26 protein-coding genes and 2 pseudogenes are annotated in these 26,163 nt (G+C 59.2%); 17 read left to right on the top strand and 11 right to left on the bottom strand.

The features are described 5' to 3' along the window. Nucleotides 1–84 precede the first annotated feature (84 nt). Nucleotides 85–987: an Hsp33 family molecular chaperone HslO gene (gene hslO, locus EAH74_RS19575; RefSeq protein WP_140680456.1), complete on the bottom strand. Its 903-nt coding sequence runs from the start codon at nucleotides 985–987 to the stop codon at nucleotides 85–87. Between the two features lie 104 nt (nucleotides 988–1,091). Between hslO and EAH74_RS33405 the strand changes: the two are divergent. Further along, nucleotides 1,092–1,303: pseudogene (locus EAH74_RS33405) on the top strand (phosphatase PAP2 family protein); the annotation flags it as partial. A gap of 88 nt (nucleotides 1,304–1,391) precedes the next feature. Here EAH74_RS33405 and EAH74_RS19565 read toward each other — a convergent pair. Further along, a complete protein-coding gene (locus tag EAH74_RS19565) occupies nucleotides 1,392–1,799 on the bottom strand; it encodes an RNA-binding S4 domain-containing protein (RefSeq protein WP_140680455.1) in 408 nt (135 codons plus the stop codon). 116 nt (nucleotides 1,800–1,915) lie between these two features. Here EAH74_RS19565 and EAH74_RS19560 point away from each other — a divergent pair, with 116 nt between their 5' ends. From EAH74_RS19560 to rimK, 3 genes are all read left to right on the top strand, one after another. Further along, nucleotides 1,916–2,695 (top strand): EAL domain-containing protein, encoded by a 780-nt coding sequence (locus EAH74_RS19560; protein WP_140680453.1) that lies wholly within the window; start codon nucleotides 1,916–1,918, stop codon nucleotides 2,693–2,695. Between the two features lie 77 nt (nucleotides 2,696–2,772). Continuing rightward, entirely contained in the window at nucleotides 2,773–3,192 is a 420-nt protein-coding gene (locus EAH74_RS19555; protein WP_240050538.1) for an ATP-dependent zinc protease family protein, read from the top strand. Then, nucleotides 3,189–4,094 (top strand): 30S ribosomal protein S6--L-glutamate ligase, encoded by a 906-nt coding sequence (gene rimK / locus EAH74_RS19550; RefSeq protein WP_095127616.1) that lies wholly within the window; start codon nucleotides 3,189–3,191, stop codon nucleotides 4,092–4,094. The genes EAH74_RS19555 and rimK overlap by 4 nt, the downstream gene beginning before the upstream one ends. A 104-nt stretch (nucleotides 4,095–4,198) precedes the next feature. Here rimK and EAH74_RS19545 read toward each other — a convergent pair whose 3' ends face one another. The 3 genes from EAH74_RS19545 to EAH74_RS19535 form a co-directional block, all read right to left on the bottom strand. Beyond that, nucleotides 4,199–5,512, bottom strand: a complete 1,314-nt coding sequence (locus EAH74_RS19545; protein WP_008149285.1) for an ATP-binding protein — start codon at nucleotides 5,510–5,512, stop codon at nucleotides 4,199–4,201. 115 nt (nucleotides 5,513–5,627) lie between these two features. Beyond that, entirely contained in the window at nucleotides 5,628–6,368 is a 741-nt protein-coding gene (gene ompR / locus EAH74_RS19540; protein ID WP_123367064.1) for a two-component system response regulator OmpR, read from the bottom strand. Beyond that, on the bottom strand, nucleotides 6,343–6,612 hold the full coding sequence (locus EAH74_RS19535; RefSeq protein ID WP_140680451.1) for a hypothetical protein: 270 nt from the start codon (nucleotides 6,610–6,612) through the stop codon (nucleotides 6,343–6,345). Before EAH74_RS19535 ends, ompR begins: the two co-directional genes overlap by 26 nt. Nucleotides 6,613–6,730: 118 nt before the next feature. Here EAH74_RS19535 and EAH74_RS19530 point away from each other — a divergent pair, with 118 nt between their 5' ends. The 7 genes from EAH74_RS19530 (at nucleotide 6,731) to tauD (ending at nucleotide 15,204) form a co-directional block, all read left to right on the top strand. After that, the gene (locus tag EAH74_RS19530) at nucleotides 6,731–9,055 is read left to right on the top strand and encodes a Tex family protein (RefSeq protein ID WP_140680449.1); all 2,325 of its coding nucleotides are present in this window, start codon (nucleotides 6,731–6,733) and stop codon (nucleotides 9,053–9,055) included. Then, nucleotides 9,055–9,438 (top strand): PaaI family thioesterase, encoded by a 384-nt coding sequence (locus EAH74_RS19525; RefSeq protein WP_007903088.1) that lies wholly within the window; start codon nucleotides 9,055–9,057, stop codon nucleotides 9,436–9,438. The genes EAH74_RS19530 and EAH74_RS19525 overlap by 1 nt, the downstream gene beginning before the upstream one ends. A 272-nt stretch (nucleotides 9,439–9,710) precedes the next feature. Further along, complete coding sequence (gene gshA, locus EAH74_RS19520; RefSeq protein ID WP_140680447.1) at nucleotides 9,711–11,294, top strand: glutamate--cysteine ligase; 1,584 nt, start codon at nucleotides 9,711–9,713, stop codon at nucleotides 11,292–11,294. Nucleotides 11,295–11,547: 253 nt separating this feature from the next. Next, the gene (gene tauA, locus EAH74_RS19515) at nucleotides 11,548–12,525 is read left to right on the top strand and encodes a taurine ABC transporter substrate-binding protein (protein ID WP_008149275.1); all 978 of its coding nucleotides are present in this window, start codon (nucleotides 11,548–11,550) and stop codon (nucleotides 12,523–12,525) included. Nucleotides 12,526–12,540: 15 nt separating this feature from the next. Then, nucleotides 12,541–13,335 (top strand): taurine ABC transporter ATP-binding subunit, encoded by a 795-nt coding sequence (tauB, locus tag EAH74_RS19510; protein WP_140680445.1) that lies wholly within the window; start codon nucleotides 12,541–12,543, stop codon nucleotides 13,333–13,335. After that, complete coding sequence (gene tauC / locus EAH74_RS19505; RefSeq protein ID WP_140680443.1) at nucleotides 13,332–14,165, top strand: taurine ABC transporter permease TauC; 834 nt, start codon at nucleotides 13,332–13,334, stop codon at nucleotides 14,163–14,165. Before tauB ends, tauC begins: the two co-directional genes overlap by 4 nt. A gap of 196 nt (nucleotides 14,166–14,361) precedes the next feature. Next, nucleotides 14,362–15,204, top strand: a complete 843-nt coding sequence (gene tauD, locus EAH74_RS19500; protein WP_140680441.1) for a taurine dioxygenase — start codon at nucleotides 14,362–14,364, stop codon at nucleotides 15,202–15,204. 137 nt (nucleotides 15,205–15,341) lie between these two features. Here the strand turns inward: tauD and mgrA are convergent, their stop codons facing one another. From mgrA to EAH74_RS19480, 4 genes and pseudogenes are all read right to left on the bottom strand, one after another. After that, nucleotides 15,342–16,379, bottom strand: coding sequence for an L-glyceraldehyde 3-phosphate reductase (gene mgrA, locus EAH74_RS19495; RefSeq protein ID WP_140680439.1), 1,038 nt, complete (start codon nucleotides 16,377–16,379; stop codon nucleotides 15,342–15,344). Between the two features lie 119 nt (nucleotides 16,380–16,498). Next, nucleotides 16,499–16,963 carry a type II toxin-antitoxin system HicB family antitoxin gene (locus EAH74_RS19490; protein WP_192409809.1) on the bottom strand — a complete coding sequence of 155 codons (465 nt, stop codon included), beginning with the start codon at nucleotides 16,961–16,963 and terminating at the stop codon, nucleotides 16,499–16,501. Then, entirely contained in the window at nucleotides 16,960–17,142 is a 183-nt protein-coding gene (locus tag EAH74_RS19485; protein WP_140680437.1) for a type II toxin-antitoxin system HicA family toxin, read from the bottom strand. The genes EAH74_RS19490 and EAH74_RS19485 overlap by 4 nt, the downstream gene beginning before the upstream one ends. Before the next feature lie 130 nt (nucleotides 17,143–17,272). After that, nucleotides 17,273–17,377, bottom strand: a pseudogene (locus EAH74_RS19480) (LysR family transcriptional regulator); the annotation flags it as partial. Between the two features lie 201 nt (nucleotides 17,378–17,578). Here EAH74_RS19480 and EAH74_RS19475 point away from each other — a divergent pair. Then, complete coding sequence (locus tag EAH74_RS19475; protein ID WP_140680435.1) at nucleotides 17,579–17,839, top strand: hypothetical protein; 261 nt, start codon at nucleotides 17,579–17,581, stop codon at nucleotides 17,837–17,839. A 26-nt stretch (nucleotides 17,840–17,865) separates the two neighbouring features. Here EAH74_RS19475 and betT read toward each other — a convergent pair whose 3' ends face one another. After that, nucleotides 17,866–19,821, bottom strand: coding sequence for a choline transporter BetT (gene betT / locus EAH74_RS19470; RefSeq protein ID WP_170206632.1), 1,956 nt, complete (start codon nucleotides 19,819–19,821; stop codon nucleotides 17,866–17,868). A gap of 408 nt (nucleotides 19,822–20,229) precedes the next feature. After that, the gene (gene epsC, locus EAH74_RS19465; protein ID WP_033058482.1) at nucleotides 20,230–21,156 is read right to left on the bottom strand and encodes a serine O-acetyltransferase EpsC; all 927 of its coding nucleotides are present in this window, start codon (nucleotides 21,154–21,156) and stop codon (nucleotides 20,230–20,232) included. A gap of 193 nt (nucleotides 21,157–21,349) precedes the next feature. Between epsC and EAH74_RS19460 the strand changes: the two genes are divergently transcribed. The 5 genes from EAH74_RS19460 to EAH74_RS19440 all read left to right on the top strand — a co-directional run bounded on the left by EAH74_RS19460 (nucleotide 21,350) and on the right by EAH74_RS19440 (nucleotide 26,150). Then, nucleotides 21,350–22,342 carry a D-cysteine desulfhydrase gene (locus EAH74_RS19460; protein ID WP_140680431.1) on the top strand — a complete coding sequence of 331 codons (993 nt, stop codon included), beginning with the start codon at nucleotides 21,350–21,352 and terminating at the stop codon, nucleotides 22,340–22,342. A 316-nt stretch (nucleotides 22,343–22,658) separates the two neighbouring features. After that, nucleotides 22,659–23,459, top strand: coding sequence for a cystine ABC transporter substrate-binding protein (gene tcyJ, locus EAH74_RS19455; RefSeq protein ID WP_123367077.1), 801 nt, complete (start codon nucleotides 22,659–22,661; stop codon nucleotides 23,457–23,459). Then, a complete protein-coding gene (gene tcyL, locus EAH74_RS19450; RefSeq protein ID WP_033058489.1) occupies nucleotides 23,459–24,124 on the top strand; it encodes a cystine ABC transporter permease in 666 nt (221 codons plus the stop codon). Before tcyJ ends, tcyL begins: the two co-directional genes overlap by 1 nt. Nucleotides 24,125–24,128: 4 nt before the next feature. Continuing rightward, a complete protein-coding gene (gene tcyN, locus EAH74_RS19445) occupies nucleotides 24,129–24,884 on the top strand; it encodes an L-cystine ABC transporter ATP-binding protein TcyN (protein WP_140680429.1) in 756 nt (251 codons plus the stop codon). Nucleotides 24,885–25,385: 501 nt separating this feature from the next. Next, the gene (locus EAH74_RS19440) at nucleotides 25,386–26,150 is read left to right on the top strand and encodes a hypothetical protein (RefSeq protein ID WP_140680427.1); all 765 of its coding nucleotides are present in this window, start codon (nucleotides 25,386–25,388) and stop codon (nucleotides 26,148–26,150) included. Nucleotides 26,151–26,163 lie beyond the last annotated feature (13 nt).

Below are 26,163 nucleotides of genomic sequence, written 5' to 3'. Positions count from 1 at the left end.
GAAAAGCCCAAAAATAGTAGGGCCCTCCCGTCAGAACGGCGTTATTCCGGCACAAACCAGTGAATTTACCTGCGCTGAACCGTTTTAGTGACGGGTATCTGACGGCGTATCGACACCCGCTCCAGCGAATAATTGAGCGATATCGGCAGCGTCAAACAGGTAGCGTTCGTTGCAGAACTGACAGTCAATCTCAATATTGCCACCGTGTTCGATCACGAGTGACTGAGCATCTTCCAGACCCAAACTGACCAGCGCATTGGCAGAACGTTCGCGAGAGCAGCTGCAACGGAAGCGCAGTTTCTGCACATCGAACAGACGAACCTGCTCTTCGTGGTAGAGACGATGGAGGACGGTTTCGTTGTCCAGGCTCAGCAATTCATCAGCGGTCAGGGTGCTGCCCAGCGCGGTGATGTGCTGCCAGCTGGCGGCGCGTTCTTCTTCGTCTTTCAAACGATCAGCAGGCAGTTGTTGCAACAACAGGCCACGGGCGCGACGGCCATCGGCGTACAACCAGAAACGCGTACCGACTTGTTGGGACATCACGAAGTAATTAGTGAAGCACTCCGACAGGGTTTCGCCATCGAGGTCGACGATGCCCTGGTAACGCTGGCCTTGGGTCGGGTCGACGGTCAGCGCCAATACGCCGTTGGGCATCAGGTCGGCGAGGGTCGCGTCGGGGGCGATCTGGTCGGCTTCGTATCGGGCCAGGCCACGGATTTCGCGCTCGCTGGAACACTCGATCATCAGCAGCGGGATCGGGCCTTCGGAACGGGCCTGGAGAATCAGCAAGCCATCGAACTTCAAGGTGCCGACCAACAACGACGCCGCCGCCATCAGCTCGCCGAGCAGTTGTGCAACCGGCTCCGGGTACGGGTGTTTAGCGAGGACTTCGGCGTAGCTACGCTCCAACGCAACCAGCTCGCCGCGGGTGTCGCTGTCATCGAAGATGAAGCGTTGGGTGTAGTCGGTATCCGGTAAATCGGTCATAGGTCTGGGTATCTGAAGTAATGACAAAATGATTTGAAACAGCGAGAAATTGCGCCTCTGCAGCACCATTTGTGTGCACGATGTTCGGCCATGGGAGGCATTTTATGAACAATCCGGGTTTGTTCCAAGCAAGGTGGAACCTCCGCCGGTTGGCTGATGCAATTTCTTACCTCTGACGCTGCTGGCCTTCTGGTTATGGCCTACGGGTCAGAGGCTGTGTGTGGTTTTCGACGAGTGGCGCTTTCACCCATCCAACGCGCTGCTGGCGATTAACCCGATATGGCTACACGTTTGGGCAATTGCAAGCTCGCGCCCAAAAGGACTGCGCAATACCTGTGGGAGCGAGCGTGCTCCGGGCGGCGATTCGACGAAGGCTGCTTCACAGGCAACACAGAAGCAACGGACTACTCGTCGTTGCTGCTTCCACGAAACTTGAACAAATCCCGTCGCTGCTTCTTGCTCGGTTTGCCATCGGTGCTCACGCCCAGCGCACCGGCCTTACGCATGGCCGCAGCCGCCTCGCGCTTGGCGATGCTGGCGTCGGTTTCGGCGTAGAGCGCCTGAGCCTCTGGCGCACCACGGCGTACGATCGACAACGCCTGAACCACCACCGTGCGCTCCTCGAACCCTGCGCGAATCTGAAACTCGTCGCCGATCCTCGGCTCCTTGCCCGGTTTGCAGCGCTCGCCCCGGCAATGCACCTTGCCGCTTTCAATCGCCGCCTTGGCCAAGGCACGTGTTTTATAAAAACGCGCGGCCCACAACCATTTATCGAGACGGACTTTGTCGTCCTCTTCCTGTTTTTGTGCCACTTGAATTCCTCTCTCAGCCAATAGTCGGAACTGTACTACCGTTTCTGTCGGGCGCAATAACTCGGACCTCCAGCTAGAATGCGAACTTGGCCGGATCACCGGCATGGAGTGATCGAGTGACTACATTTCCGTCATCATTGACCTCGCCTCAGGGCGGGTGCCAGGGTTGTCAGCAAAGCGAGCCACTGGGCTTCGATTTTGCCTTCGCCTACCAACCGATCGTTGATTTGCGAGACCAGTCGATTTTTGCCCACGAAGCATTGGTACGCGGCCTGGCCGGTGAAGGTGCGCTGTCGGTGCTCGATCAGATCACCGAGGACAACCGCTACCGTTTCGACCAGCTCTGCCGGACGCGAGCCATTGAAGGGGCGGCGAATCTAGGGATGCAGACACTCCTGTCGATCAACTTCATGCCCAACGCCGTGTACCGCCCGGAACTGTGTATTCGCAGCACGCTGGAAGCAGCGAAAAAACACAACTTCCCCATCGACCGGTTGATTTTCGAAACCCTGGAAAGCCAGCACGTAGATAACTATCGCCATTTGACCAATATTCTGCGTGAATACCGCGAATTCGGCTTCAAGACTGCCATCGACGATTTCGGCGCGGGCTACTCGGGGCTCAATCTGCTCGCCGACTTCCAACCGGACCTGATCAAACTCGACATGGCACTGATCCGCGATGTCGACCGTGATCGTGTCCGTCAGGCTATCGTTCGAGGGATTGTCACAATCTGTGCGGAGCTGAACGTTACAGTCATTGCCGAAGGGATCGAAAGCGCCGGAGAACGGGACTTCCTGGCGGACTGTGGAATTTTTCTGATGCAAGGTTACTGGTTCGCCAAACCTGCATTCAAAGCGTTGGCTCAGGTAACGCCTGAGGCCTGGACGCGTTAATCGCTGGTTTATTCCTATTGAAGACATTTGACCATTTGACCGTTGTCGGTCTGCGCGAGTGGGTGGCGCTCCCGGATTTGGGAGTCGCGGGCCTGCGCGCAAAAATCGACACCGGCGCCAGCACCTCCAGCCTGCATGCCACCGATATCCAACCGTTCGAGCGCGACGGGGAACAATGGGTGCGCTTTACTGCTCACTTGGGCACGGTGGTGCAACTGCGTCACCGGCGCTGCGAAGCACCCCTGGTGACGATGAAAACCATCAAAAGCTCCAATGGCCACGCGCAGATGCGTTACGTGGTCAGCACCACCCTGGCCCTCGGTGATCGGGTCTGGCGGGTCGAGTTCACCCTCGCCTGCCGCAAGTCCATGCGTTATCGCCTGTTACTCGGTTCCAAAGCCTTGATCGACGGCCAGTTGGTGGTCAATCCAGGCATTAAGTACGTACAAGACAAGCCGGTGTTCCCGGTATCTACCTCCTCCACAGGTGTTGCATGAAGATCGCTGTGCTGTCGCGGAACCCGCGTCTGTATTCCACTCGTCGTCTGGTCGAAGCCGGTACCGAGCGTGGCCATGAAATGGTGGTGATCGACACACTGCGCGCCTACATGAACATCGCCAGCCACAAGCCGCAGATCCACTACCGCGGCAAGCCGCTGGAGGGTTTCGATGCGGTGATCCCGCGGATTGGCGCGTCGGTAACGTTTTATGGCTGCGCGGTGTTGCGTCAGTTCGAAATGATGGGCGTTTTCCCACTCAATGAATCGGTGGCCATCGCACGCTCGCGGGACAAACTACGCTCGCTGCAATTGCTGTCACGCCGTGGGATCGGTTTGCCGGTCACCGGGTTTGCGCACTCCCCGGATGACATTCCCGACTTGATCGAGATGGTCAACGGTGCGCCGCTGGTGATCAAGGTGCTGGAAGGCACTCAGGGCATCGGCGTCGTGCTGTGTGAAACGGCGACGGCGGCGGAGTCGGTGATCGAGGCGTTCATGGGCCTGAAGCAGAACATCATGGTTCAGGAATACATCAAGGAGGCCGGCGGGGCGGACATTCGCTGCTTCGTGGTGGGCGACAAAGTGATCGCGGCGATGAAACGCCAGGCGAAGCCTGGGGAGTTTCGCTCCAACCTGCATCGCGGCGGCAGTGCCAGCCTGATCAAGATCACACCGGAAGAACGCATGACGGCGTTGCGCGCGGCGAAAGTCATGGGGTTGTCGGTGGCAGGTGTGGATATCCTGCGCTCCAATCACGGGCCGTTGGTGATGGAAGTGAACTCGTCGCCTGGGCTTGAAGGGATTGAAACCACCACCAGCAAGAACGTGGCGGGGATCATCATTGAGCATCTGGAGAAGAATGGTGGGCCGAATATGACGCGCACCAAAGGGAAAGGTTAAACCCTGAAAAGATCGCAGCCTCGCTTCGCTCGACAGCTCCTACAGGAAAATGCGATCCCCCGTAGGAGCTGTCGAGCGAAGCGAGGCTGCGATCTTTTCAGCCGTTAAACCGCATCCCTTGGCAGCATCAATCCAAGCGGCAACCGCACCCGCGCTTCCAGCCCGCCACCAGATCGGTTACGCAGTTCAACATTCCCGCCATGCATCGAAGCAATCCGCTTCACGATCGCCAAGCCCAACCCGGTCCCCTTCCCGCCCCGGGCTCGATCACCCCGAGTAAACGGGTTGAAGATCGCCTCCAGCTCCGATGGATCAATCCCCGCCCCACGGTCCATGACACTCAGCACCACATACGGCGCGCTGGTGTCCCCGGACACATAAGCCGCCACCTCAACCCCGCTGCCCGCGTGATGCAAGGCGTTGCCAATCAGGTTGTTCAGCAGCCGCTTCATCGACACCCGACGCAATGGAAACGGCTGAATCGGCTCCAGGCGCAGGCGCACTTTCTCTTCGTTCTGGTTGTACGGCGCCGCGACTTCGCGCACCAGATCGCTCAGGTCCACCTCTTCCACCGACTCGTCGCGACCATCGCGAATGAACGCCAGGAACTGGTCGAGAATCGCGTCCATGTCTTCGATATCGCGGACCATGTCGTCGGTCAGGTCGCTGTGGTCGCCCATGAGTTCCAGAGATAGCCGTAACCGGGTCAACGGTGTGCGCAGGTCATGGGACACCCCGGCCAGCATCAACTCGCGCTCACGCCCCGCCTGTTCGACGTCTTCAGCCATCTGGTTGAAGGCGCGATAGACCTCAGTCATTTCACTCGGCGTGTCGCTGATCGGCAGGCGCACACTGCGGCCCTGGCCAAGTTGTCTCGCGGCATAGACCAGACGTTTCAACGGTTGATTGAGCTGGCTGACGAAGATCCACGCCGAGGCAGTGGACAGCAGACCGATAGCGAGGAACCAGCCGAGTACGTTCCAGATTTTCTGGCCGCGCAATGGATGCGGGTAAAGCGGCACTTTCAACCAGCCATCACCCAGGCTTGGCGCCCGAACCCACAGGGCCGGCGGCGAGTGCATACGTAATCGGACTTCAGTGTCGGCACCCAGCTCCGCCTGCATCTGCCGCTGATAGATCTCGCTGTAAGGCCAGTGTTGCTCACCTTCCGGCACGCCAGCACCCACTACCCGGATCAGGGTCGCGGCATCGGCAATCTTTGTGCGGTTTTCTTCATCGGCCGCCCAATAGGCGCGTAGCGTCAGGGCGACGCCGTGGCTGTATTGGCGATCTACCAGCACGTCTTCGTTCATCAACAGATAAACCAGGGTCAGCGCCTTGGAGAACAAGACGACGATCAGCACCAGCCAAAGGGTGCGGGAGAAGAAACTCTGGGGGAACCAAACGGGGGTTTTCATGGATAACCGCTACACACTTGCAGGAGCGAGCGATGCTCGCATATTGCGGATCGCGAGTCTGCGAACAAGGTCATCTGACCCGTTGTTCGCAAGACCCGCTCCTACAAATCACCGATCACTTGGTGGCGGCGCCATCCGGAACGAACACGTAACCTACGCCCCAGACTGTCTGGATGTAACGCGGCTTGGATGGATCGGGCTCGATCATCCGGCGCAGACGGGAAATCTGCACGTCGATGGAGCGCTCCAGGGCGTCCCACTCGCGGCCACGGGCCAGATTCATCAGCTTGTCGCGGGTCAGTGGCTGACGGGCGTTCATGACCAACGCCTTGAGCACCGCAAACTCACCGGTGGTGAGCATGTGCACTTCGTCGCCGCGTTTGAGCTCGCGGGTCGCCAGGGACAGTTCGTAGTCACCGAAGGTCACGCTTTCGTCTTCGCTGCCCGGAGCGCCCGGTACTGGAGCCAACTGGCGACGCAGGACTGCTTTGACGCGAGCCATCAGCTCGTCCGGGTTGAACGGTTTGGCCAGGTAATCGTCGGCGCCCAGCTCCAGTCCCTTGATGCGGCTCAGCTCATCGCCCTTGGCGGTCAGCATGATAATTGGAATCTGGTTGTTCGCGGTGCGCAGGCGGCGGCAAGCGGTCAAGCCATCTTCGCCGGGCAGCATCAGGTCGAGGACGACCAGGTTGAACACTTCACGCGCCAGCAGGCGATCCATTTGTTCAGTGTTCGGCACGGCGCGGGCGCGGTAGCCCTTGCTGACGAAAAAACGTTCCAGCAGGCTGCTCAGCCCTGGATCGTCGTCAACAATAAGAATTTTTTCGCCTTCAGCAATGTTTGCAGTGCTGCTCATTAGATGCTCCTTTGATCTCGGCGCGCATTATGGCGTAGCTGCCGTTATACGCACCGTGTGCATTGTTAGCAGATTTTTCCTTGATCGCCAGAAATCCGGCCTTTATGCCTACAACCTGCGATGCCCCCCGAATGACAGAACGCTGGTTATAATGCGCGGCCTTTTGTGTCAGGCAACGTCTGATCATTACTGTAGGTGGCCGTTTTTTATTTTCATGGCGCAGGCAGTAATTGTTCGATTTCACGGGTCAACGGGATACCTGTTGATCCAGGTAGCGGCGCAGGCCAGGCCGCTCAACCAGACTCGCCGAGCCCTTATCTCTGCGCCTGCGAGCCTGCTTTCACAATTTGTCAGGTGGTTTTATGGACAGCATCAACAGCCGCATCGCCGAGGAACTCGGCGTACGCCCACAACAGGTCGAAGCGGCCGTCGCGCTACTCGATGAAGGCTCCACGGTGCCCTTCATCGCCCGCTACCGGAAAGAAGTGACCGGCAGCCTCGATGACATCCAGTTGCGGCACCTGGAAGAGCGTCTGCGCTACCTGCGAGAACTCGACGAACGGCGCATCAGCATCCTTGCCAGCATCCAGGAACAAGGCAAGCTGACCCCGCAACTTGAACGCGACATTAAACTCGCCGACACCAAAACCCGCCTCGAAGACTTGTACCTGCCGTACAAGCAGAAGCGCCGCACCAAGGGCCAGATCGCTCTGGAAGCCGGCCTCGGCGAGCTGGCCGACGGCCTGTTCAACGACCCGACCCTGACGCCAGACGCCGAAGCCGCGCGCTTCGTCGATGCCGAAAAAGGCGTCGCCGATGTGAAGGCGGCTCTCGAAGGCGCCAAGTACATCCTGATGGAACGCTTCGCCGAAAACGCCGGCCTGCTGGACAAATTGCGCAGCTACCTCAAGCAGGAAGCCACCCTCAGCGCCCGCGTGATCGCCGGCAAAGAAGAGGAAGGCGCCAAGTTCCGCGACTACTTCGAACACGATGAACCGCTGAAAAGCATGCCGTCGCACCGCGCGCTGGCGATTTTCCGTGGCCGCAACGAAGGCATTCTGAGTTCGGCGCTGAAAGTCGGCGATGAACTGCCGGGCACCATGCACCCTTGCGAAGGCATGATCGGCCAGCAATTCGGCATCCAGAACCAGAACCGCGCCGCCGACAAATGGCTGGGCGAAGTGGTGCGCTGGACCTGGAAGGTCAAACTCTACACCCACCTCGAGACCGACCTGCTGGGCGAACTGCGCGACGGCGCAGAAACCGAAGCAATCAACGTGTTTGCCCATAACTTGCACGACTTGCTGCTGTCGGCGCCGGCTGGCCCGCGCGCCACATTGGGTCTCGACCCGGGCCTGCGCACCGGTTGCAAGGTGGCCGTGGTCGATTCCACCGGCAAGCTGCTGGATCACGCCACGGTTTACCCGCACGTGCCGCACAACAAATGGGACCAGACCATCGCGATTCTGGCCGCCCTGTGCGCCAAGCATGCCGTGGACCTGATCGCCATCGGCAACGGCACCGCCAGCCGTGAAACCGACAAGCTGGCCGCTGAACTGATCAAAAAATACCCAGCCATGAAGATGACCAAAGTCATGGTCTCCGAAGCCGGCGCATCGGTTTACTCGGCATCGGAACTGGCTTCCAAGGAATTTCCGGACCTCGACGTGTCGATCCGTGGCGCGGTGTCGATTGCCCGTCGCCTGCAAGATCCACTGGCTGAGCTGGTGAAGATCGATCCGAAATCCATCGGCGTCGGCCAGTACCAGCACGACGTGTCGCAGCTGAAACTGGCGCGCGGCCTGGACGCGGTGGTCGAAGACTGCGTGAACGCCGTGGGCGTCGACGTGAACACCGCTTCCGTGGCGCTGCTGGCACGGATCTCCGGCCTCAACGCGACCCTCGCGCAAAACATCGTCAGCCACCGCGACGAACACGGCGCGTTCAAAACCCGTGCTGCGTTGAAGAAAGTCGCTCGTCTGGGCGAGAAAACTTTCGAACAGGCCGCTGGCTTCCTGCGCGTGATGAACGGTGACAACCCGCTGGATTCGTCTGCGGTTCACCCGGAAGCCTATCCGCTGGTCCAGCGCATTGCTGCTGAGACCGACCGTGATATTCGCTCGCTGATCGGCGACGCCAGCTTCCTCAAGCGTCTTGATCCGAAAAAGTACACCGACGAAACCTTCGGTCTGCCAACGGTCACCGACATTCTGCAAGAGCTGGAAAAACCTGGCCGCGACCCGCGTCCCGAGTTCAAGACTGCCGAGTTCCAGGAAGGCGTCGAAGACCTCAAGGACCTGCAGCTGGGGATGATCCTCGAAGGCGTGGTGACCAACGTGACCAACTTCGGTGCTTTCGTCGATATCGGCGTGCATCAGGACGGTTTGGTGCACATCTCTGCGCTTTCGGAGAAGTTCATCAAGGATCCGCGTGAAGCGGTGAAGGCTGGTGATGTGGTAAAAGTGAAGGTCATGGAAGTCGACATCCCGCGCAAACGCGTTGGCCTGTCGATGCGCATGAGCGACACCCCGGGCGAGAAAATCGACGGTGCCCGTGGCGCGCGTCCAGGTTCGTCTTCGCGCCAATCGCAGAACACTGCACCGCGCAAGGAAACCACAGCGCCAGCCCCGGCCAACAACGCCATGGCGTCGCTGTTCGCCAACGCCAAGCAGTTGAAGAAACGCTGATGGAAATCCCTGCCGGGCTGACCGAAAGCGCGTTTTTCAAGTTGCTGGGGTGTCGCTTGCACAGTCTGGAGACCGGGGTGGCGCAAGTCGCCCTCGGGCTTGCGCCAGAACTGCGCAATCGCGGCGGCAAGCTGCACGGCGGGGCCTTGTTCAGTCTGGTGGACATTGCCATGGGGCTGGCCTGTTCCAGCACCCACGGCTTTGACCAGCAGAGCGCGACCATCGAGTGCAAGATCAATTACATTCGCGCCGTCGCAGACGGTGAAGTGATGTGCACGGCGCGGGTGATCCACCCGGGCCGGCGCACGCTGGTGGTTGAAGCCGACGTGATGCAAGGCGACAAACTCGTCGCAAAAGCACAAGGCACGTTCGCTGTCCTGTAGCTACCTCCCCTCGATTTGAGTTAATTTCAGCGCAAAGCAACCTGTGGGAGCGAGCTTGCTCGCGATGGCGGTGTGTCAGACGACGTTAATGTTGACTGACACGCCCTCATCGCGAGCAAGCTCGCTCCCACAAGGTTTGTGCAATTCCTGACTGACCGGCATTAGGCCTGTGCGGCTCAAAAACCAGGCGACAACGCCAGTTTCAACTTCACCCTTGTAGACCGTCTTGCCCACCCCCATATTGGGGCGACTGACGCGTGAAGGAATCCAACTTGAGCGAACTTCTCAACCGCCGCCTGGCTCTGCTCGGCGAGCGCGCTAACCTCTCTCTGCTCGAACAGTGCCTTCACGGCATCGAACGTGAATGCCTGCGCGTGACCGGCGAAGGTCGCCTGGCGCAAACGCCGCACCCGGAAGAATTGGGTTCCGCGCTGACCAACGAACAAATCACCACCGACTATTCCGAGTCGCTGCTGGAGTTCATCACGCCCGCCCTGCCCGACCCGGCGGACACGCTGGCGAGCCTGGACAAGATCCACCGTTTTGCCTACAGCAAGCTCGGCAACGAGTACCTGTGGAGTCCATCGATGCCGTGCCCGTTGCCGGCCGAGGAAGACATCCCGATTGCCTATTACGGCACCTCCAACATCGGTCAGCTCAAGTACGTCTACCGCAAGGGCCTGGCCCTGCGCTACGGCAAGACCATGCAGTGCATCGCCGGGATTCACTACAACTTTTCCCTGCCGGAAAAGCTCTGGCCGCTGCTCAAGGAAGCAGAAGGTTTTGTCGGCACCGACCGTGACTATCAGTCATCAGCCTACATCGCGCTGATCCGTAACTTCCGCCGCTACAGCTGGCTGCTGATGTACCTGTTCGGTGCTTCGCCTGCGCTGGACGCCGGTTTCCTGCGTGGTCGCTCGCATCAACTGGAGCAACTGGACCCGGACACCTTGTACCTGCCGTACGCCACCAGCCTGCGCATGAGTGACCTGGGTTACCAGAGCAACGCCCAGGCCGGTTTGACGCCGTGCTACAACGATCTGGCCAGCTACACCGACAGCCTGCGCAAAGCGGTCGCCACACCGTATGCGCCGTATGTCGAAATCGGCACGCATCAGGACGGCGAGTGGGTTCAGCTCAACACCAACATCCTGCAGATCGAAAACGAGTACTACTCCAACATCCGCCCGAAACGCGTGACCTACACCGGCGAACGGCCGATCCAGGCGCTGGTGGCTCGCGGCATTCAGTACGTCGAAGTGCGCTGCCTGGACATCAACCCGTTCCTGCCGATGGGCATCGACCTGCCGGAATCGCGGTTCCTCGACGCGTTCCTGCTGTATTGCGCGTTGAACGACAGCCCGCTGCTGACCAATACCTCGTGCGGCAACGCGACCTCGAACTTCCTCAGCGTGGTCAAGGAAGGTCGCCGTCCGGGCCTGCAACTGCAACGCGACGGTCATCCGGTGGACCTGAAAGAGTGGGCCAGCGAGTTGCTGGAGAAGATTGCACCACTGGCGGCGATGCTGGATCAGAGTCATGGCGGCGATGCGCATAGCAAGGCGCTGGATGCGCAATTGGCCAAGGTCAAGGATCCATCGCTGACGCCATCGGCCCAGGTGCTGGCGGCGATGGCTGAGCACAAGGAGAGCTTTGCTCAGTTCTCCCTGCGCCAGAGCCAGGCGCATGCGGAGTTTTTCCGCAGCGAGCCGCTTTCAAGCGAAGACCAAGCGAAATTTGAAGAGCGGGCGCGTTCGTCGCTGGCCGAGCAGATTGAGCTGGAGCAGAACGAAGTCGGCGATTTCGATGTGTTTGTCGGGTCGTATCAGGCGAGCATTCTGGCAATTAGCAACTAAGCTTCTGAAGGTCCTGCGGACCTTAATCGCGAGCAGGCTCGCTCCCACAGTGGATTTTTGGTGTGATTACAATTGTGTAAACACCCTAAAATCCACTGTGGGAGCGAGCCTGCTCGCGAAAGCCGCACTGCGGTCTCCCTTAGAATTTTCCGCTCATAAGCTCATTCGAAAAAGTTATTTATTTTCGGATTCTTAGATCATTTAGTCTCCTTTCACGCCGACTCTTCTCGGTCGCCTGACAAGGAGCTTCTCAATGAAACTGACTTTCCCCCTTCGCCTCCTGGCGGCCGCGTCTCTGGCTGCGGTGAGTTTCTTTGCCCAGGCGGCTGACGTCACCGTCGCCTACCAGACCACCGTAGACCCGGCGAAGGTTGCCCAGGCCGACGGCGCGTACGAAAAAGCCACCAACGCCAAAATCGACTGGCGCAAATTCGACAACGGCGCCGATATCATCGCCGCCATCGCTTCCGGCGACGTGCAGATCGGTTACCTCGGTTCCAGCCCCCTGACGGCAGCAATCACCCGAAAAGTCCCGGTAGAAACATTCCTCATCGCCACGCAGATCGGCGCCGCTGAAGCCCTGGTTGCCCGCGACGGTTCCGGGATCAAAACCCCGCAGGACCTGATCGGCAAGAAAATCGCCGTGCCGTTCGTTTCCACCGGCCACTACAGCCTGCTGGCCGCGCTGAAGCACTGGAACATCGACCCGTCGAAAGTCACCGTCCTCAACCTTGCCCCGCCAGCCATCATTGCTGCGTGGAAACGCGGTGACATCGACGCCACCTACGTGTGGGACCCAGCCCTCGGCGTGGCCAAGGAAAACGGCAAAGTACTGATCACCTCCGGTGAACTGGCCAAGTTCGGCGCGCCGACCTTCGATGCCTGGATCGTGCGTAAAGACTTCGCCGAGAAGCATCCGGAAATCGTCACCGCGTTCGCCAAAGTGACCCTCGATGCCTACGCCGATTACCGCAAAGACCCGAAAGCCTGGCTCGCCAACCAATCCAATGTCGACAAGCTGGTGAAACTCTCCGGCGCCAAGGCCAGCGACATTCCATTGCTGCTGCAAGGCAACGTCTTCCCGCTGGCGGCTGATCAGGTGATCACCCTCGGCGCACCGACCACCAAGGCCATCACCGACACCGCCGCGTTCCTGAAAGAACAAGGCAAGGTTGAAGCCGTACTGCCGGATTACGCCCCGTACGTCAGCGCCAAATACATCACCAACTGATCGGAGTTAACCGCGATGGCTTTGCTTCAGCTGGAGCGCATCAGCGCACAGTACCCAGGCAGCCCCGAACCGGTGCTGGCGGATATTTCCCTGAGCCTTGGGCCCCAGCAGTTGCTGGTCGCCCTCGGCCCGTCCGGCAGTGGCAAGACCTCGCTGTTGAACCTGATTGCCGGTTTCGTCGAGCCCAGCGCCGGGCGCATCACCCTCGATGGCGTGCCGGTCAAAGGCCCGAGCGCCGAACGCGGCGTGGTGTTCCAGGACGACGCCCTGCTGCCCTGGCAGGACGTGCTGGCCAACGTCGGTTTCGGTCTGGAACTGGCCGGCGTTTCCCGAGACAAGCGCGAAATCCGCGCTCGGGAAATGCTCGCTTTGGTGGACCTTTCCGGTTTCGAAAACCGTCGGATTTGGCAACTCTCGGGCGGCCAGAAGCAACGTGTCGGCCTGGCCCGTGCCCTTGCTGCTGATCCTCGCGTTTTGCTGATGGACGAACCCTTCGGCGCCCTCGACGCCTTCACCCGCGAACAGATGCAGGAACTGCTGCTGCAAGTCTGGCAGCGCACCGCAAAACCGGTATTTCTGATCACTCATGACATCGAAGAAGCGGTGTTTCTCGCCACGGACCTGATTCTGCTGGCGCCGAATCCAGGGCAAATCGTCGAACGCCTGAGCCTGGATTTCGGTCAGCGTTATGCCGCCGGTGAGTCCGCCCGATCAATCAAATCCGACCCGCGCTTTATCGAAACCCGCGAACACGTGCTCGCCAAAGTGTTCTCCCAACGCAGCGCCGCCCAGCGGCAGGAGACCGTATGAGCAGCTATGAGATTCCGGCCGTCACGGTCAAACCGCACTCGACCGTGATTCCTGTTCGACGCAGGCTCAGTACTCGCTGGATCAGTCTGCTGACGCTCGTCGCACTCGTGGTTATCTGGTGGGCCGTCACCGCCACTGGAATGATCGAACCGCTGTTCCTGCCGCCACCCTCCGCGGTGCTGCAAAAAGGCTGGCTGCTGGTGACCACCGGCTACATGGATTCAACGTTGTGGCAGCACCTTGGCGCGAGCCTCAGCCGAATCGGTCTGGGCCTGGGCTTCGCAGTGCTGACCGCCGTGCCCGTTGGAATCGCCATCGGCCACAACCGCATTGCTCGCGGCATTCTCGATCCGCTGATCGAGTTCTACCGCCCTATTCCACCGCTAGCTTATCTGCCGCTGATCGTGATCTGGTGCGGCATCGGTGAGCTGTCGAAAGTCTTGCTGATCTACCTCGCGATCTTCGCCCCGATCGCCATCGCTACCGCGACCGGCGTGCGTAACGTCGACCCGGCCAAATTGCGCGCCGCGCAATCGTTGGGCGCGACTCGGGCGCAGTTGATTCGCCATGTGATTCTGCCGAGCGCGTTGCCGGACATTTTGACCGGAGTGCGCATTGGCTTGGGTGTGGGTTGGTCGACGCTGGTCGCCGCCGAATTGATCGCCGCCACCAGTGGTTTGGGGTTCATGGTGCAGTCGGCCGCGCAGTTCCTGGTCACCGATGTGGTGGTGCTGGGGATTCTGGTGATCGCCCTGATCGCCTTCGCCATGGAGATGGGCTTGCGCGCCCTGCAACGCAAACTGGTGCCGTGGCATGGCCAGGCTCACTGAAGCATTTGAATGTGGAGCAACTGCCTTGATACCCCCTTTTTTTGGATCAACCCTGTAGGAGCTGTCGAGTGAAACGAGGCTGCGATCTTTTGATCTTGCTCTCTAAAAACAACATCAAAAGATCGTCCGAACGCGGCCCGAGCCTTCGGCAGCTCCTACAGGTGCGGTGTCCCCCCCCAGAATTGAAGAGAACACCATGAGCAACCTGACCATCGTCCCCTTAAGCTACGCCCTCGGCGCGCAAATCAGCGGCGTCGACATCAGCCAACCGCTGAACCTGGAGCAGCGCGACGCCATCGAGCAAGCGCTGCTCAAACATCAAGTGTTGTTCTTTCGCGATCAGCCGATCACACCGCAGCAACAGGCGCGGTTCGCCGCCAATTTCGGCGACCTGCACATTCACCCGATTTACCCGAATGTGCCGGAACAGCCCGAAGTGCTGATCCTCGACACCGCCGTCACCGACGTGCGCGACAACGCGATCTGGCACACCGACGTGACCTTCCTGCCGACCCCGGCCCTGGGCGCGGTGCTCAGCGCCAAGTTGTTACCGGAGTTTGGTGGCGACACGCTGTGGGCCAGCGGTATCGCGGCGTATGAAGCGCTGTCCGCGCCGATGAAGTCCTTACTCGAAGGGCTGACCGCCACCCACGATTTCACTCGTTCGTTCCCGCTGGAGCGCTATGGCAACACACCTGAAGCGTTGGCTCAGTGGGAAGAAGCGCGCAGGAAAAACCCGCCGCTGTCACACCCGGTGATCCGCACTCATCCGGTGAGCGGACGCCGGTCGTTGTTCGTCAATGAAGGCTTCACGTCGAAGATCAATGAGCTGTCGGAAACCGAAAGCGAGGTGATTCTGAAGTTTCTGTTTGCCCACGCGACACGGCCGGAATTTACCATTCGCTGGCGTTGGCAGAAGGACGACGTGGCGTTTTGGGATAACCGCGTGACACAGCATTACGCCGTGGATGATTACCGGCCGGCGCGGCGGGTGATGCAACGGGCGACGGTATTGGGGGATGTGCCGTTTTTCCGGTAACCCCTGGGAGTGTCTACTGACATTGATGGCCCCCTTCGCGAGCAGGCTCGCTCCCACAGGTGACCGAGGTCTAATGTGGGAGCGAGCCTGCTCGCGAAGGGGCCGGAACAGACGCTAGGTCACACGGCGCCGAACACTTACTCAGCCGTCGAAGGCTTCTCCCAAAGATTAACCCCACCCTCTTGGGCAAACCGGTCAATTTCCGCCAATTCCTCCGAGCTAAAGCTCAGATTCTTCAACGCCCCGACGTTCTCGATAATCTGCTCCGGCCGGCTCGCACCGATCAGCGCCGACGTCACGCGCGGATCGCGTAACGTCCACGCCAATGCCAGCTGCGCCAGACTCTGACCGCGACGCTTGGCGATCTCATTCAGCGCACGCACATGAGCGATGTTGGCTTCGGACAGGTGCGCCGCCTGCAACGAACCACCCCCCGGACGATTGACCCGCGCGTCGGCCGGCACACCGTTGAGGTACTTGTCGGTCAACAACCCCTGAGCCAACGGCGTAAACGCAATCACGCCCGTACCGAGTTCGTCTGTGGTATCCAACAGGTCTTTTTCCACCCATCGATTGAGCAGGTTGTAAGCCGGCTGATGAATCAGCAACGGGACTTTCCACTCTTTCAGCAGCGCGGCCATTTCACGGGTTTTAACGCCCGAGTACGAGGAGATACCGATGTACAACGCCTTGCCCTGTTGCACGGCGGTGGCCAGTGCGCTGGCGGTTTCTTCCAGCGGTGTGTCCGGGTCGAAGCGGTGGGAATAGAAGATGTCCACATAGTCCAGGCCCAGGCGCTGCAGGCTCTGATCAAGGCTGGCCAGCACGTATTTGCGCGAACCGCCGCCCTGACCATAAGGGCCGGCCCACATGTCCCAACCGGCCTTGCTGGAGATGATCAGCTCGTCGCGATACTGCTTGAAGTCTTCACGCAGCAAACGACCGAAATTGATCTCGGCGCTGCCATACGGCGGGCCGTAGTTGTTGGCCAGGTCGAAATGGTTGATGCCAAGATCAAACGCGGTATGTAGCAACGAACGCTGGGTGTCGATCGGCGTGCTGTCGCCGAAGTTGTGCCACAAGCCCAGAGACAGTGCCGGCAGCACCAGCCCGCTGCGACCCACGCGGCGGTAAGGGATGGAGTCGTAGCGGTTTTCGGCAGCGGTGTAGGTCATCGAATCCTCTCTTGTCTGTCTTGAAGTTGGTATCGACTGTTTCGCAAGTTGCCCAGCATACGCCCAGACAAACGCCGATAAACCTCGGACTCGAGAAAATGCTGAAACGTTTCACATATTTACGCCGACAACTCACGCAGGGCAGCGGCAGCCAAAAAGCCGGACCTAGAGCTGTACCGCTGATCCCGCCTGACTGTTTGATCGATACGCTCAAGCAACTGCTCGGGCAGTGTGGCATTGAAGCGCACCGACTTTCCGAAGTAAGGCGTGATATCAAATTCGACCACCCCCCACACGCCGCCCGCGTAGTCAGGGTTATCTAGATGAGCGTCGATCTCATGCACCTGCGGCAGTGGATCGCCATCGGCCACCAAGCCTTCGTAGTGCAACGACAGCGCTTCCTTCACGTTTTCAAATGCCTGCGCCACAGTACCGCCTGCGGAGAAGCAACCCGGCACATCCGGGATAATTACTCCGTATTCTGAGTCGGCATCCTTGTGTAGAACGACCGGGAATTTCATTTCGGTAAGTCCTTCCTGTGATGTGGCCCGTTCGGGGCTTTCGTATCCGGTGTCGGGTCTCATTTCAGACCCGCCTGTTTCAATATGCTGTTGATCGTTCCTTTTGGAAGATCCGAATCCGGGTGCTTTACTGTCACCCTCCCTGGTTTGCACGGATGCTTGTACTGATGATGGCTGCCTTTCACGGCCACCAGATACCAACCATCCTCCTCGATCATCCTGATCATTTCCCGACTTCGCATCACCTTCGTCCTTGCGGGCAGCATCTGCTGCGCACACTACGCGACGAAGCTTCATGCCAATACACACCATACACACCCGGATAAATATTAGCCTATCGTGCAGAGACCTGATTTCCCTATAGACCACCGGCTACTGCGCCCCAGCAAACACTTCCCCCAGCCAATCCACAAACACCCGAACCCGTGGCGACATGTGTCGGTTGTGCGGATACAACACCGAAACCGGCATCGGCGGTGTGAAGCCGTCACCCGCCTGAACGCTGGCGGGCGGATCATCAACTTCTCCAGCAGCATGGTTTAACTATGCTCACTTGACACCGCAGCGCCCCTATCGCGAGCAGGCTCGCTCCCACAGGATTGCGACGACCTTGTGGGAGCGAGCCTGCTCGCGAAGGCGGCACCAAAAGCAACACACATTTGAAGGGCGGAACACACCATGCACACCACGATCATCATCACCTTTGGCCTGATCCTGCTGGCGCTGATGCTGTTCATCGGCGAAAAAATCGGCTTTAGCCAACAGACACTGACCTACAGCTTCGTGGTCTTGTGGCTGGCGCTGACGATGATCAACGGCGCCGTTGGCATGGTCACGGCCGGCCAGCCACTGAGTTCGGAACTGATGATTGGCACGGTGGTGTTCAGTGTGCCGGTGGCGGCGCTGGTGCTGTTCATGGTGTTGAGCGCCGAGACCTGAAAAGGCCCGGCGCCATCGGCTCTCGATCAACGCACCAAATGCAAGAACTGCAGGTGCCGCTCGTACTGATCAAGAATGTCGTTGATGATCTGCTCCTTGGTGTAACCCACCAGATCGTAGTCCTGACTGCCCTCGCTCAAATGCACTTCGGCCCGGTAATAGCGACGGTTATTGAGTTCCTTGGAACCCATGCCGCCACGGGCAAACGACGGTGTGAAGTAGCCGCGCATCTGCACCTGATAAATAAACGGATGCTCCTCGCCATGACCGATTTCCAGGCTGACGCTGTCGTTGGTCGGGTCCGGCTGAGTGACCACGTTCAAGCCCTTCTCGACGAACACCGCCGAGACTTCTTCAATCCCCGGACGCACTGTCGTATCGAGGAAGCGATAGACCTCATCCCGTGACGGGAAATGCACGGCCTGACTCAGGCGTTGACGCCAGCCGCCACGCCGCGAGCCGGACACCGGTGCCAGCGAATGCAGTTGCGCGATCTGCTTCTGCGACTCCAGGTAAAACGCCTTGTGCAGCCCCCACATCATCAGCAGCAAGATCATCGAGAACGGCAACGAGGTCAGCACCACCGCGGACTTCAGCGCATCGATACTGCCGGAGAACAACAGCGCGCTGGTCACCAACGCGGTCATTGCGCCCCAAAACACTCGCAGCCATTTCGGCCCGTCCTCGTCGGGATTGCCGCCCTTGGCGGACAACGTCGACAGCACCACGGTGCCGGAGTCGGCAGACGTCACGAAGAACACGAAGCTGATGAACACCGTGACCGCGATGACGGTTTTGCTCCACGGGTAGGTTTCCAGCAGCAGGTAGAGGGTCATCGACGGGTTATCGACGGCCGACATGCCGAGGGCGCTCATGCCATGGTTGAGGACTTGATCGATGGCGCTGTTGCCAAAAATCGACATCCACGCGAGGGTGAAGCCGAGCGGAATCAACAGCACGCCGAAGACGAATTCGCGGATGGTCCGGCCACGGGAAATCCGTGCGATGAACAGGCCCACGAATGGCGACCATGCGATCCACCAGGCCCAATAGAACACCGTCCAACCGCCCAGCCAGTCACTGGGTTTGTCATAGGCGTACAGGTCGAAACTCTTCATCGGCAACGCACCGAGGTAGTCGCCGATGTTCTGGATCAGAGTGTTGAGCAAATGCTGAGTGGGGCCGGCGAACAACACGAACAGCAGCAGCGCGCAGGCCAGCAGCATGTTGATGTCGGACATCACGCGCACGCCTTTATCGACACCGGACACCGCGACGATGATCGCCGCGCCCATCATCAGCGTGATCAGGCCGACCTGAATCCACTGGGTGTGAGCGATGCCGAACAGGTAGTCCAGACCCGAGTTGAGGTGCAGCACGCCAAAGCCCATGTCGGCACCGAGGCCGAACACCGTGGCGATGATGCCGAAGCCGTCCACCGCGTAACCGATCGGGCCATTGATGCGCTTGCCGATCAGCGGATAGAGCGCCGAACGCAGGGCCAGCGGCAGGTTATGTCGATAAGCGAAGTAGGCCAGTGCCATGCCGACAAAGGCGAACACGCCCCAGCCGTGCAGGCCCCAGTGCAGAAACAGAATCTGCATCGCCTGACGCGCTGCATCCGCCGTGCCGGCTTCGCCTTGCGGCGGTTGCGCCAAATGGGTCAGCGGTTCGGACACGCAAAAGAAGAACAGCGTGATGCTGATCCCGGCGGCGAACAGCATGCCGGCCCAGGACAGGTAACTGAATTCGGGTTCGTCGTGGTCGGCACCGAGCTTGATCTTGCCGTAGCCGGACAAGGCGGTGACCACCACGAAGACCAGATACAGGGTCATCGCGAGCATGTAATACCAGCCGACCGTGTTGGCCGCCCAGTTTTGCGCCGCCAGAAGCCAGGCGCCGGCCTGTTCAGGCATGGCGATGACGATGATGCCGAACAGCAAAATGAACGTCGCCGAGAAGTAAAACACCGGCGGATTCATGCGGACCTGACCGCTGGCGGGGGTGGGCGATGCACTCATGAAAGGTGCACCTCGAGGGGGTGAAACAGGGCAATCAATAACGGACTCGGCAAAGGCAAGCCTCCTGTTGTGAGCGGGCAGCAAACCGGCGGTTTAACTTGAATGAGCGTTCAAGTTAAACATGAATAGGGTGCTAAGGACTAATCGCAAGGCTCGGCGGTACTGTTCGCACGCTAGCTCAAGGAAGGGTATGACGCGGGGTTTGGGGGATTTTGTAGGAGCTGTCCGTAGGAGCTGTCGAGTGAAACGAGGCTGCGATCTTTTCAAAAACACCACAAAAACCAAAGTCAAAAGATCGCAGCCTCGTTTCACTCGACAGCTCCTACAGTCAGCGAAGACAGTTTATCTGTCACCAAAAAGCCGGGGGGCTTACTTCTGCGTCCCGTCATCATGCTGCAGATTCGCCTGAGTCAGGTTGCTCCCCGCCGGCACGCTGCGGGTCAGCCAGACATTGCCGCCAATGGTCGAGCCCTTGCCGATAGTGATTCGCCCCAGAATCGTCGCTCCGGCATAGATCACCACGTCATCCTCGACAATCGGATGTCGCGGCTGCCCTTTCTGCAGCTGACCGTCTTCATCCGCCGGGAAGCGCTTGGCGCCCAACGTCACGGCCTGATAAATCCGCACACGCTCGCCAATAATGGCGGTCTCGCCGATCACCACACCCGTCCCGTGATCGATGAAGAAGCTGCGACCAATCTGCGCGCCAGGGTGAATGTCGATGCCGGTGGCCGAGTGCGCGATTTCCGCGCTGATCCGTGCCAGCAGGGGCAATCCGGCGCGGTACAAATGATGGGCCAGGCGATGGTGAATCACCGCCAGAATCCCCGGATAGCACAACAACACTTCATCGACGCTGCGAGCCGCCGGATCGCCGTGATAGGCCGCCAGCACATCGGTGTCGAGCAGACTGCGCAGCCCCGGCAATGCGAGGGCGAAGTCCTGAATGATCTGAATCGTTTTGGCCTCGACTTCAGTGTCGGCCTGGGCACTGTGGCGAGCGGCGTAGCGCAATTCGAGTCGCGCCTGAGCCAGCAACGCGTTCAATGCAACGTCCAGCGTGTGGCCGACGTAGAAGTCTTCACTCTCCTCGCGCAAATCCACCGGTCCCAGGCGCATCGGGAACAACGCGCCACAGAGGGCCTCAAGAATCTCTGCCATGGCCGCTCGGGAAGGCAACTCGCGACCGCCCTGTTCGGTGCTGGCGCGGCCATTTTGTAGGCGCCACTGGTCACGCGCCGTGCGCAGTTGGCTGACGATGGTCTGCAGTTGCCAATGACTGGAACGCTCGCTCACGGTAAAAACTCCTCACGGGCGGCCGGACTGTCTGGCCGCGTTAACCGCGATTACTTTACGGCATGGTCTGGAAGCCGAATTAAGAACCGATTGTGCTGTGCTCAGCACTTTTTGGCATAAGGCCGATTGGCAGTTGCCCCGCTAAATAGGCGTGCCTATAGTCCTGTCATCTCCCTCCGCCAGTACGGACCCCATGATCAAACAACAGCTTGCCCGCTTTAACCGCCTCGACCTGCTCGGTCATCCTACCGCCCTGGAAAAACTCGAACGTCTGTCGACCTGGCTGGGCCGCGATGTGTACGTCAAGCGTGATGACCTGACGCCGCTGGCGATGGGCGGCAACAAGCTGCGCAAACTCGAATACCTGGCGGCCGATGCGTTGGCACAAGGCGCCGACACCTTGATCACCGCTGGCGCGCTTCAGTCCAACCACGTGCGCCAGACCGCCGCCATTGCGGCCAAGCTTGGTCTGGGCTGCGTTGCGTTGCTGGAAAACCCTCTCGGCACCGACGACGCTAACTATGTCGGTAACGGCAATCGACTGTTGCTGGACTTGTTCGACGCCAAGGTCGAACTGGTGGAAAACCTCGACAACGCCGACGAACAATTGCACGCCTTGGCCGAGCGTCTTCGCAACAACGGCAAGAAGCCGTATCTGGTGCCGATTGGTGGCTCCAATGCATTGGGCGCTTTGGGTTATGTGCGCGCCGGGCTGGAATTGGCCGAGCAGATCAAGGACACCGGGCTGACATTCGCGGCCGTGGTTCTGGCTTCGGGCAGCGCCGGGACCCATAGCGGTCTGGCGTTGGCGTTGAGTGAAGCACTGCCGGATTTGCCAGTGATTGGTGTCACGGTTTCTCGCAGCGACGAAGACCAGCGCCCGAAAGTCCAGGGCCTCGCCGAACGCACTGCCGAGCTGCTGGGCGTAAGCCTGCCAGCGAGTTTCAAGGTCGAGTTGTGGGACGAGTATTTCGCCCCGCGCTACGGCGAACCGAATGCCGGGACGTTGGCTGCCGTGAAGCTGGTGGCGAGTCAGGAAGGTTTGCTGCTGGACCCGGTTTATACCGGCAAGGCCATGGCGGGTTTGCTCGATGGCATCGGCCGCCAGCGCTTCAATGACGGCCCGATCATCTTCCTGCACACCGGCGGGGCGCCGGCACTGTTTGCCTATACGAATTTTCTGTAAGTATCGAAGATCAAGAGATCGCAGCCTTCGGCAGCTCCTACATTGATCGGCGTTACCCGGAATTTACGCCGGGCATGATCCATGTAGGAGCTGCCGCAGGCTGCGATCTTTTCGAAGGCAACTTATATTCTAAAAAAGAATATCAAACTTTATATTTATTATTTTCCAATCTAAAAGCACCGTCATATAGTCGCGCCGCAGGCGAATTTGCAGCGAGACGCATACGCTGCTTTAGGGCAGGATATCGCAGTCGTCCAAATCCCGATTTTGCCAACATTCCTAAAAGCGTCTTCATAAGAAAACACAGGGGCTTGTCATGAATTTTTCCGCACTACGTCGAAACCTGCTGGTTGGTTCGCTGGGCCTGGCGCTGAGCGCCGGTCTGCTGGGGCAAGCGGTTGCCGGTGAGCAGCTGCAAAAAATCAAAGACGCTGGCGTGATCAACGTCGGTCTGGAAGGCACTTACCCACCGTTCAGCTTCGTCGATGCCGACGGCAAACTGACCGGCTTCGAAGTCGAGTTTTCCGAAGCCCTGGCCAAAGAGCTGGGCGTGAAGGTCAAACTGCAGCCGACCAAATGGGACGGCATCCTTGCGGCGCTGGAATCCAAACGTCTGGACGCGGTGATCAACCAGGTGACTATCTCCGAAGAGCGCAAGAAGAAGTATGACTTCTCCGAGCCGTACACCGTTTCCGGGATTCAGGCGCTGGTGCTGACCAAGAAGGCTGCGGAGCTGAACATCAAGTCTGCCGCCGATCTGGCCGGCAAAAAAGTCGGTGTAGGCCTGGGCACCAACTACGAGCAGTGGCTCAAGGACAATCAGCCAAAAGCCATCATCAAGACCTATGACGATGATCCGACCAAGTTCCAGGATCTGCGTGTCGGCCGCATCGACGCCATTCTGATCGACCGTCTGGCCGCGCTGGAATACGCCAAGAAGGCCAAGGACACCACCGCCGCCGGCGAAGCGTTCTCCCGCCAGGAAGCCGGCATCGCCCTGCGCAAAGGCGAGCCTGAGCTGCTGGCCGCGGTGAACAAAGCCATCGACAAGCTGCGTGCCGACGGTACGCTGAAAAAGCTTTCGGAAAAATACTTCAGCGCTGACGTCACTAAATAATGGAAGAAGCTTTCCAACTCGCGCTGGACTCCGCGCCCTTCCTGCTGAAGGGCGCGTACTACACGGTCATTCTGAGCCTGGGCGGGATGTTCTTCGGCCTGGTGATGGGCTTCGGCCTGGCATTGATGCGCCTGTCGCGCTTCAAACTGGTGAGCTGGATCGCCCGCATCTACGTGTCGTTCTTTCGCGGCACGCCGTTGCTGGTGCAACTGTTCGTGATCTATTACGGTTTGCCGCAATTGGGCATCGAACTTGATCCGCTGCCGGCGGCCCTGATCGGCTTCTCGCTGAACATGGCGGCCTATGCCTGCGAAATCCTGCGAGCCGCGATCAGCTCCATCGAGCGCGGTCAGTGGGAAGCTGCCGCGAGTATCGGCATGACCCGCGCGCAGACGCTGCGCCGGGCCATTCTGCCGCAAGCGATGCGCACGGCTCTGCCACCGCTGGGCAACAGTTTCATTTCGCTTGTGAAGGACACCGCACTGGCAGCCACCATTCAGGTGCCGGAACTGTTCCGTCAGGCGCAACTGATTACTGCCCGTACCTTTGAAATTTTCACCATGTACCTTGCCGCCGCGCTGATCTACTGGATTCTGGCCACGGTGCTGTCGCACCTGCAGAACCAGTTGGAAGCACGGGTCAATCGGCACGATCTGGAGTCCTGACCCAATGATTGTCGTGGAAAAACTGACAAAGCAGTTCAAGGGTCAAGTGGTGCTCAACGGCATCGATCTGGAGGTGAAGGAAGGCGAGGTGGTGGCGATCATCGGGCCTAGCGGCTCGGGCAAAACCACGTTCCTGCGTTGCCTGAATTTTCTGGAAGAACCCACCAGCGGCCGGATCAAGGTCGGTGACATCGAGATCGATGGCAGCCGTCCGCTGAACCAGCAGCAGAGCCTGGTGCGACGTTTGCGCCAACACGTGGGCTTCGTGTTCCAGAACTTCAACCTGTTCCCTCATCGCACCGCCCTGGAAAACGTTATCGAAGGCCCGATCATCGTAAAGAAGATCCCGCACGCCGAAGCCGTTGCCCTGGGCAAAAAGCTGTTGGCCCGGGTTGGCCTGGCGGGCAAGGAAGACGCGTACCCGCGACGCCTTTCCGGTGGCCAGCAACAGCGTGTGGCGATTGCCCGCGCGCTGGCGATGGAGCCGGAAGTGATTCTGTTCGACGAACCCACCTCAGCCCTCGACCCGGAGCTGGTGGGTGAAGTGCTGGCGACCATCCGCAGCCTCGCCGAAGAGCGACGCACCATGGTCATCGTCACCCACGAAATGGGCTTTGCCCGGGACGTGGCGAACCGCGTGGTGTTTTTCGACAAAGGTGTGATCGTCGAACAAGGCGAAGCCAAGGCGCTGTTTGCCAATCCTAAAGAAGAGCGGACGAAGCAGTTTCTCAGCAAGTTCCTGAATAACGCTCACCCCTGAAACATCGCCTCACTACTTGTCAACTTCCATGGATGGAAGTGACAACTACCCCTACTAAGAAAATCCCTCGCCACGTTCTCTTCGTTTATTCACCCACCTGAACAATAGATAATTTTTCATGGCTGCGTGCGGTACATATATATGTCCTGCAACAGAATAACCCCGCCTAAAATTCGCCAAACCCAGCGCCCTCAACAAACCGGTCTTCGCCGTCAGTAACGCACTGAAAGCCCATAAAACAAGGTCAAGTTCGACAGAGCGGTGCAGCTTATTAACTTCAACGCGTAGGATTTTTCTGAATAACACTAGATCCCATACTTAACTATCCATCTCTATTGACACCTATTCAAGCGCACTCTTATCTAGTCTCAACAGGCGTTTAACCTTGCACTCATTCATTATTTAATTTCACACATAGTGAACAGTTTTGTTGCTCGGTAATTCACGCCTTTCGAACTTTCAGGAACGGACTTTCGCTGCAAGGCCTCAAGGAGAAACCCCATGACAAGCACTTCGAACAAACCCGAACTTGCGGCCCCGACTCTGGCGCAATCTCACAAGACCTGCATCAACATCACCTCGGCGGCGCGCCTGCTGATCGATGTGGCGCCCTACTCCGGCATGGACGAAGGCGACCTGATCGAACTGTTCTGGGATAACTGCTACGTGGCCTCCAGAGTGCTGACGGCCGACGATGTCGGCCAGCCGGTCCAACTGCGCGTGCCCGAGAGCTTCATCGCCAATGGCACCTCGCGCGTTCACTACCGGATCATGCAGATCGGGCAAGGACCCACCCTGTCAGCCACCAGACGGGTGCAGATCAAACTCGACTGCCCCGGCGGCCAACCGTCGGCGCTGTGCGGCGATGAAAACCAGAGTCTGGAGCCCGTGAATATCCCCGAGATCATTCGCCGTCAGGGCGTCAATCCGAACCAGATCAAGCGCGGCGTTCCGTTGACCATCGAGCCTTACCTGAACATGGCCGCCGACGACGAAATCACCCTGCGCTGGGGCGATGTGCGCATGGATCTGCCACGACTCAAGGCCAGCGATGTCGGCCAGCCGATCCAGGTCTGGGTGCCGCCGGCGATCATTCTCGAAGCCGGCGAAGACCTGCGGCTGGAAGTGACTTACTGCATCCTCGACCGGGTGGGTAACAACTCCCGCTGGGCGCCACCGCGCTGGCTGAAGATCGGTTGCGCCAATCCCTATTTGAAGGCCCGGCCGAAGGAAATGCTCATGGCCGCCGAACCCCGCAAACGCTGAGATCCCTGTAGCA

It is taken from the genome of Pseudomonas mandelii, assembly GCF_006438925.1.
GTDB lineage: Bacteria > Pseudomonadota > Gammaproteobacteria > Pseudomonadales > Pseudomonadaceae > Aquipseudomonas > Aquipseudomonas mandelii_C.
Note: the sequence above shows the minus strand (reverse complement) of the source record. Positions and strands in the feature narration are given on the sequence as shown.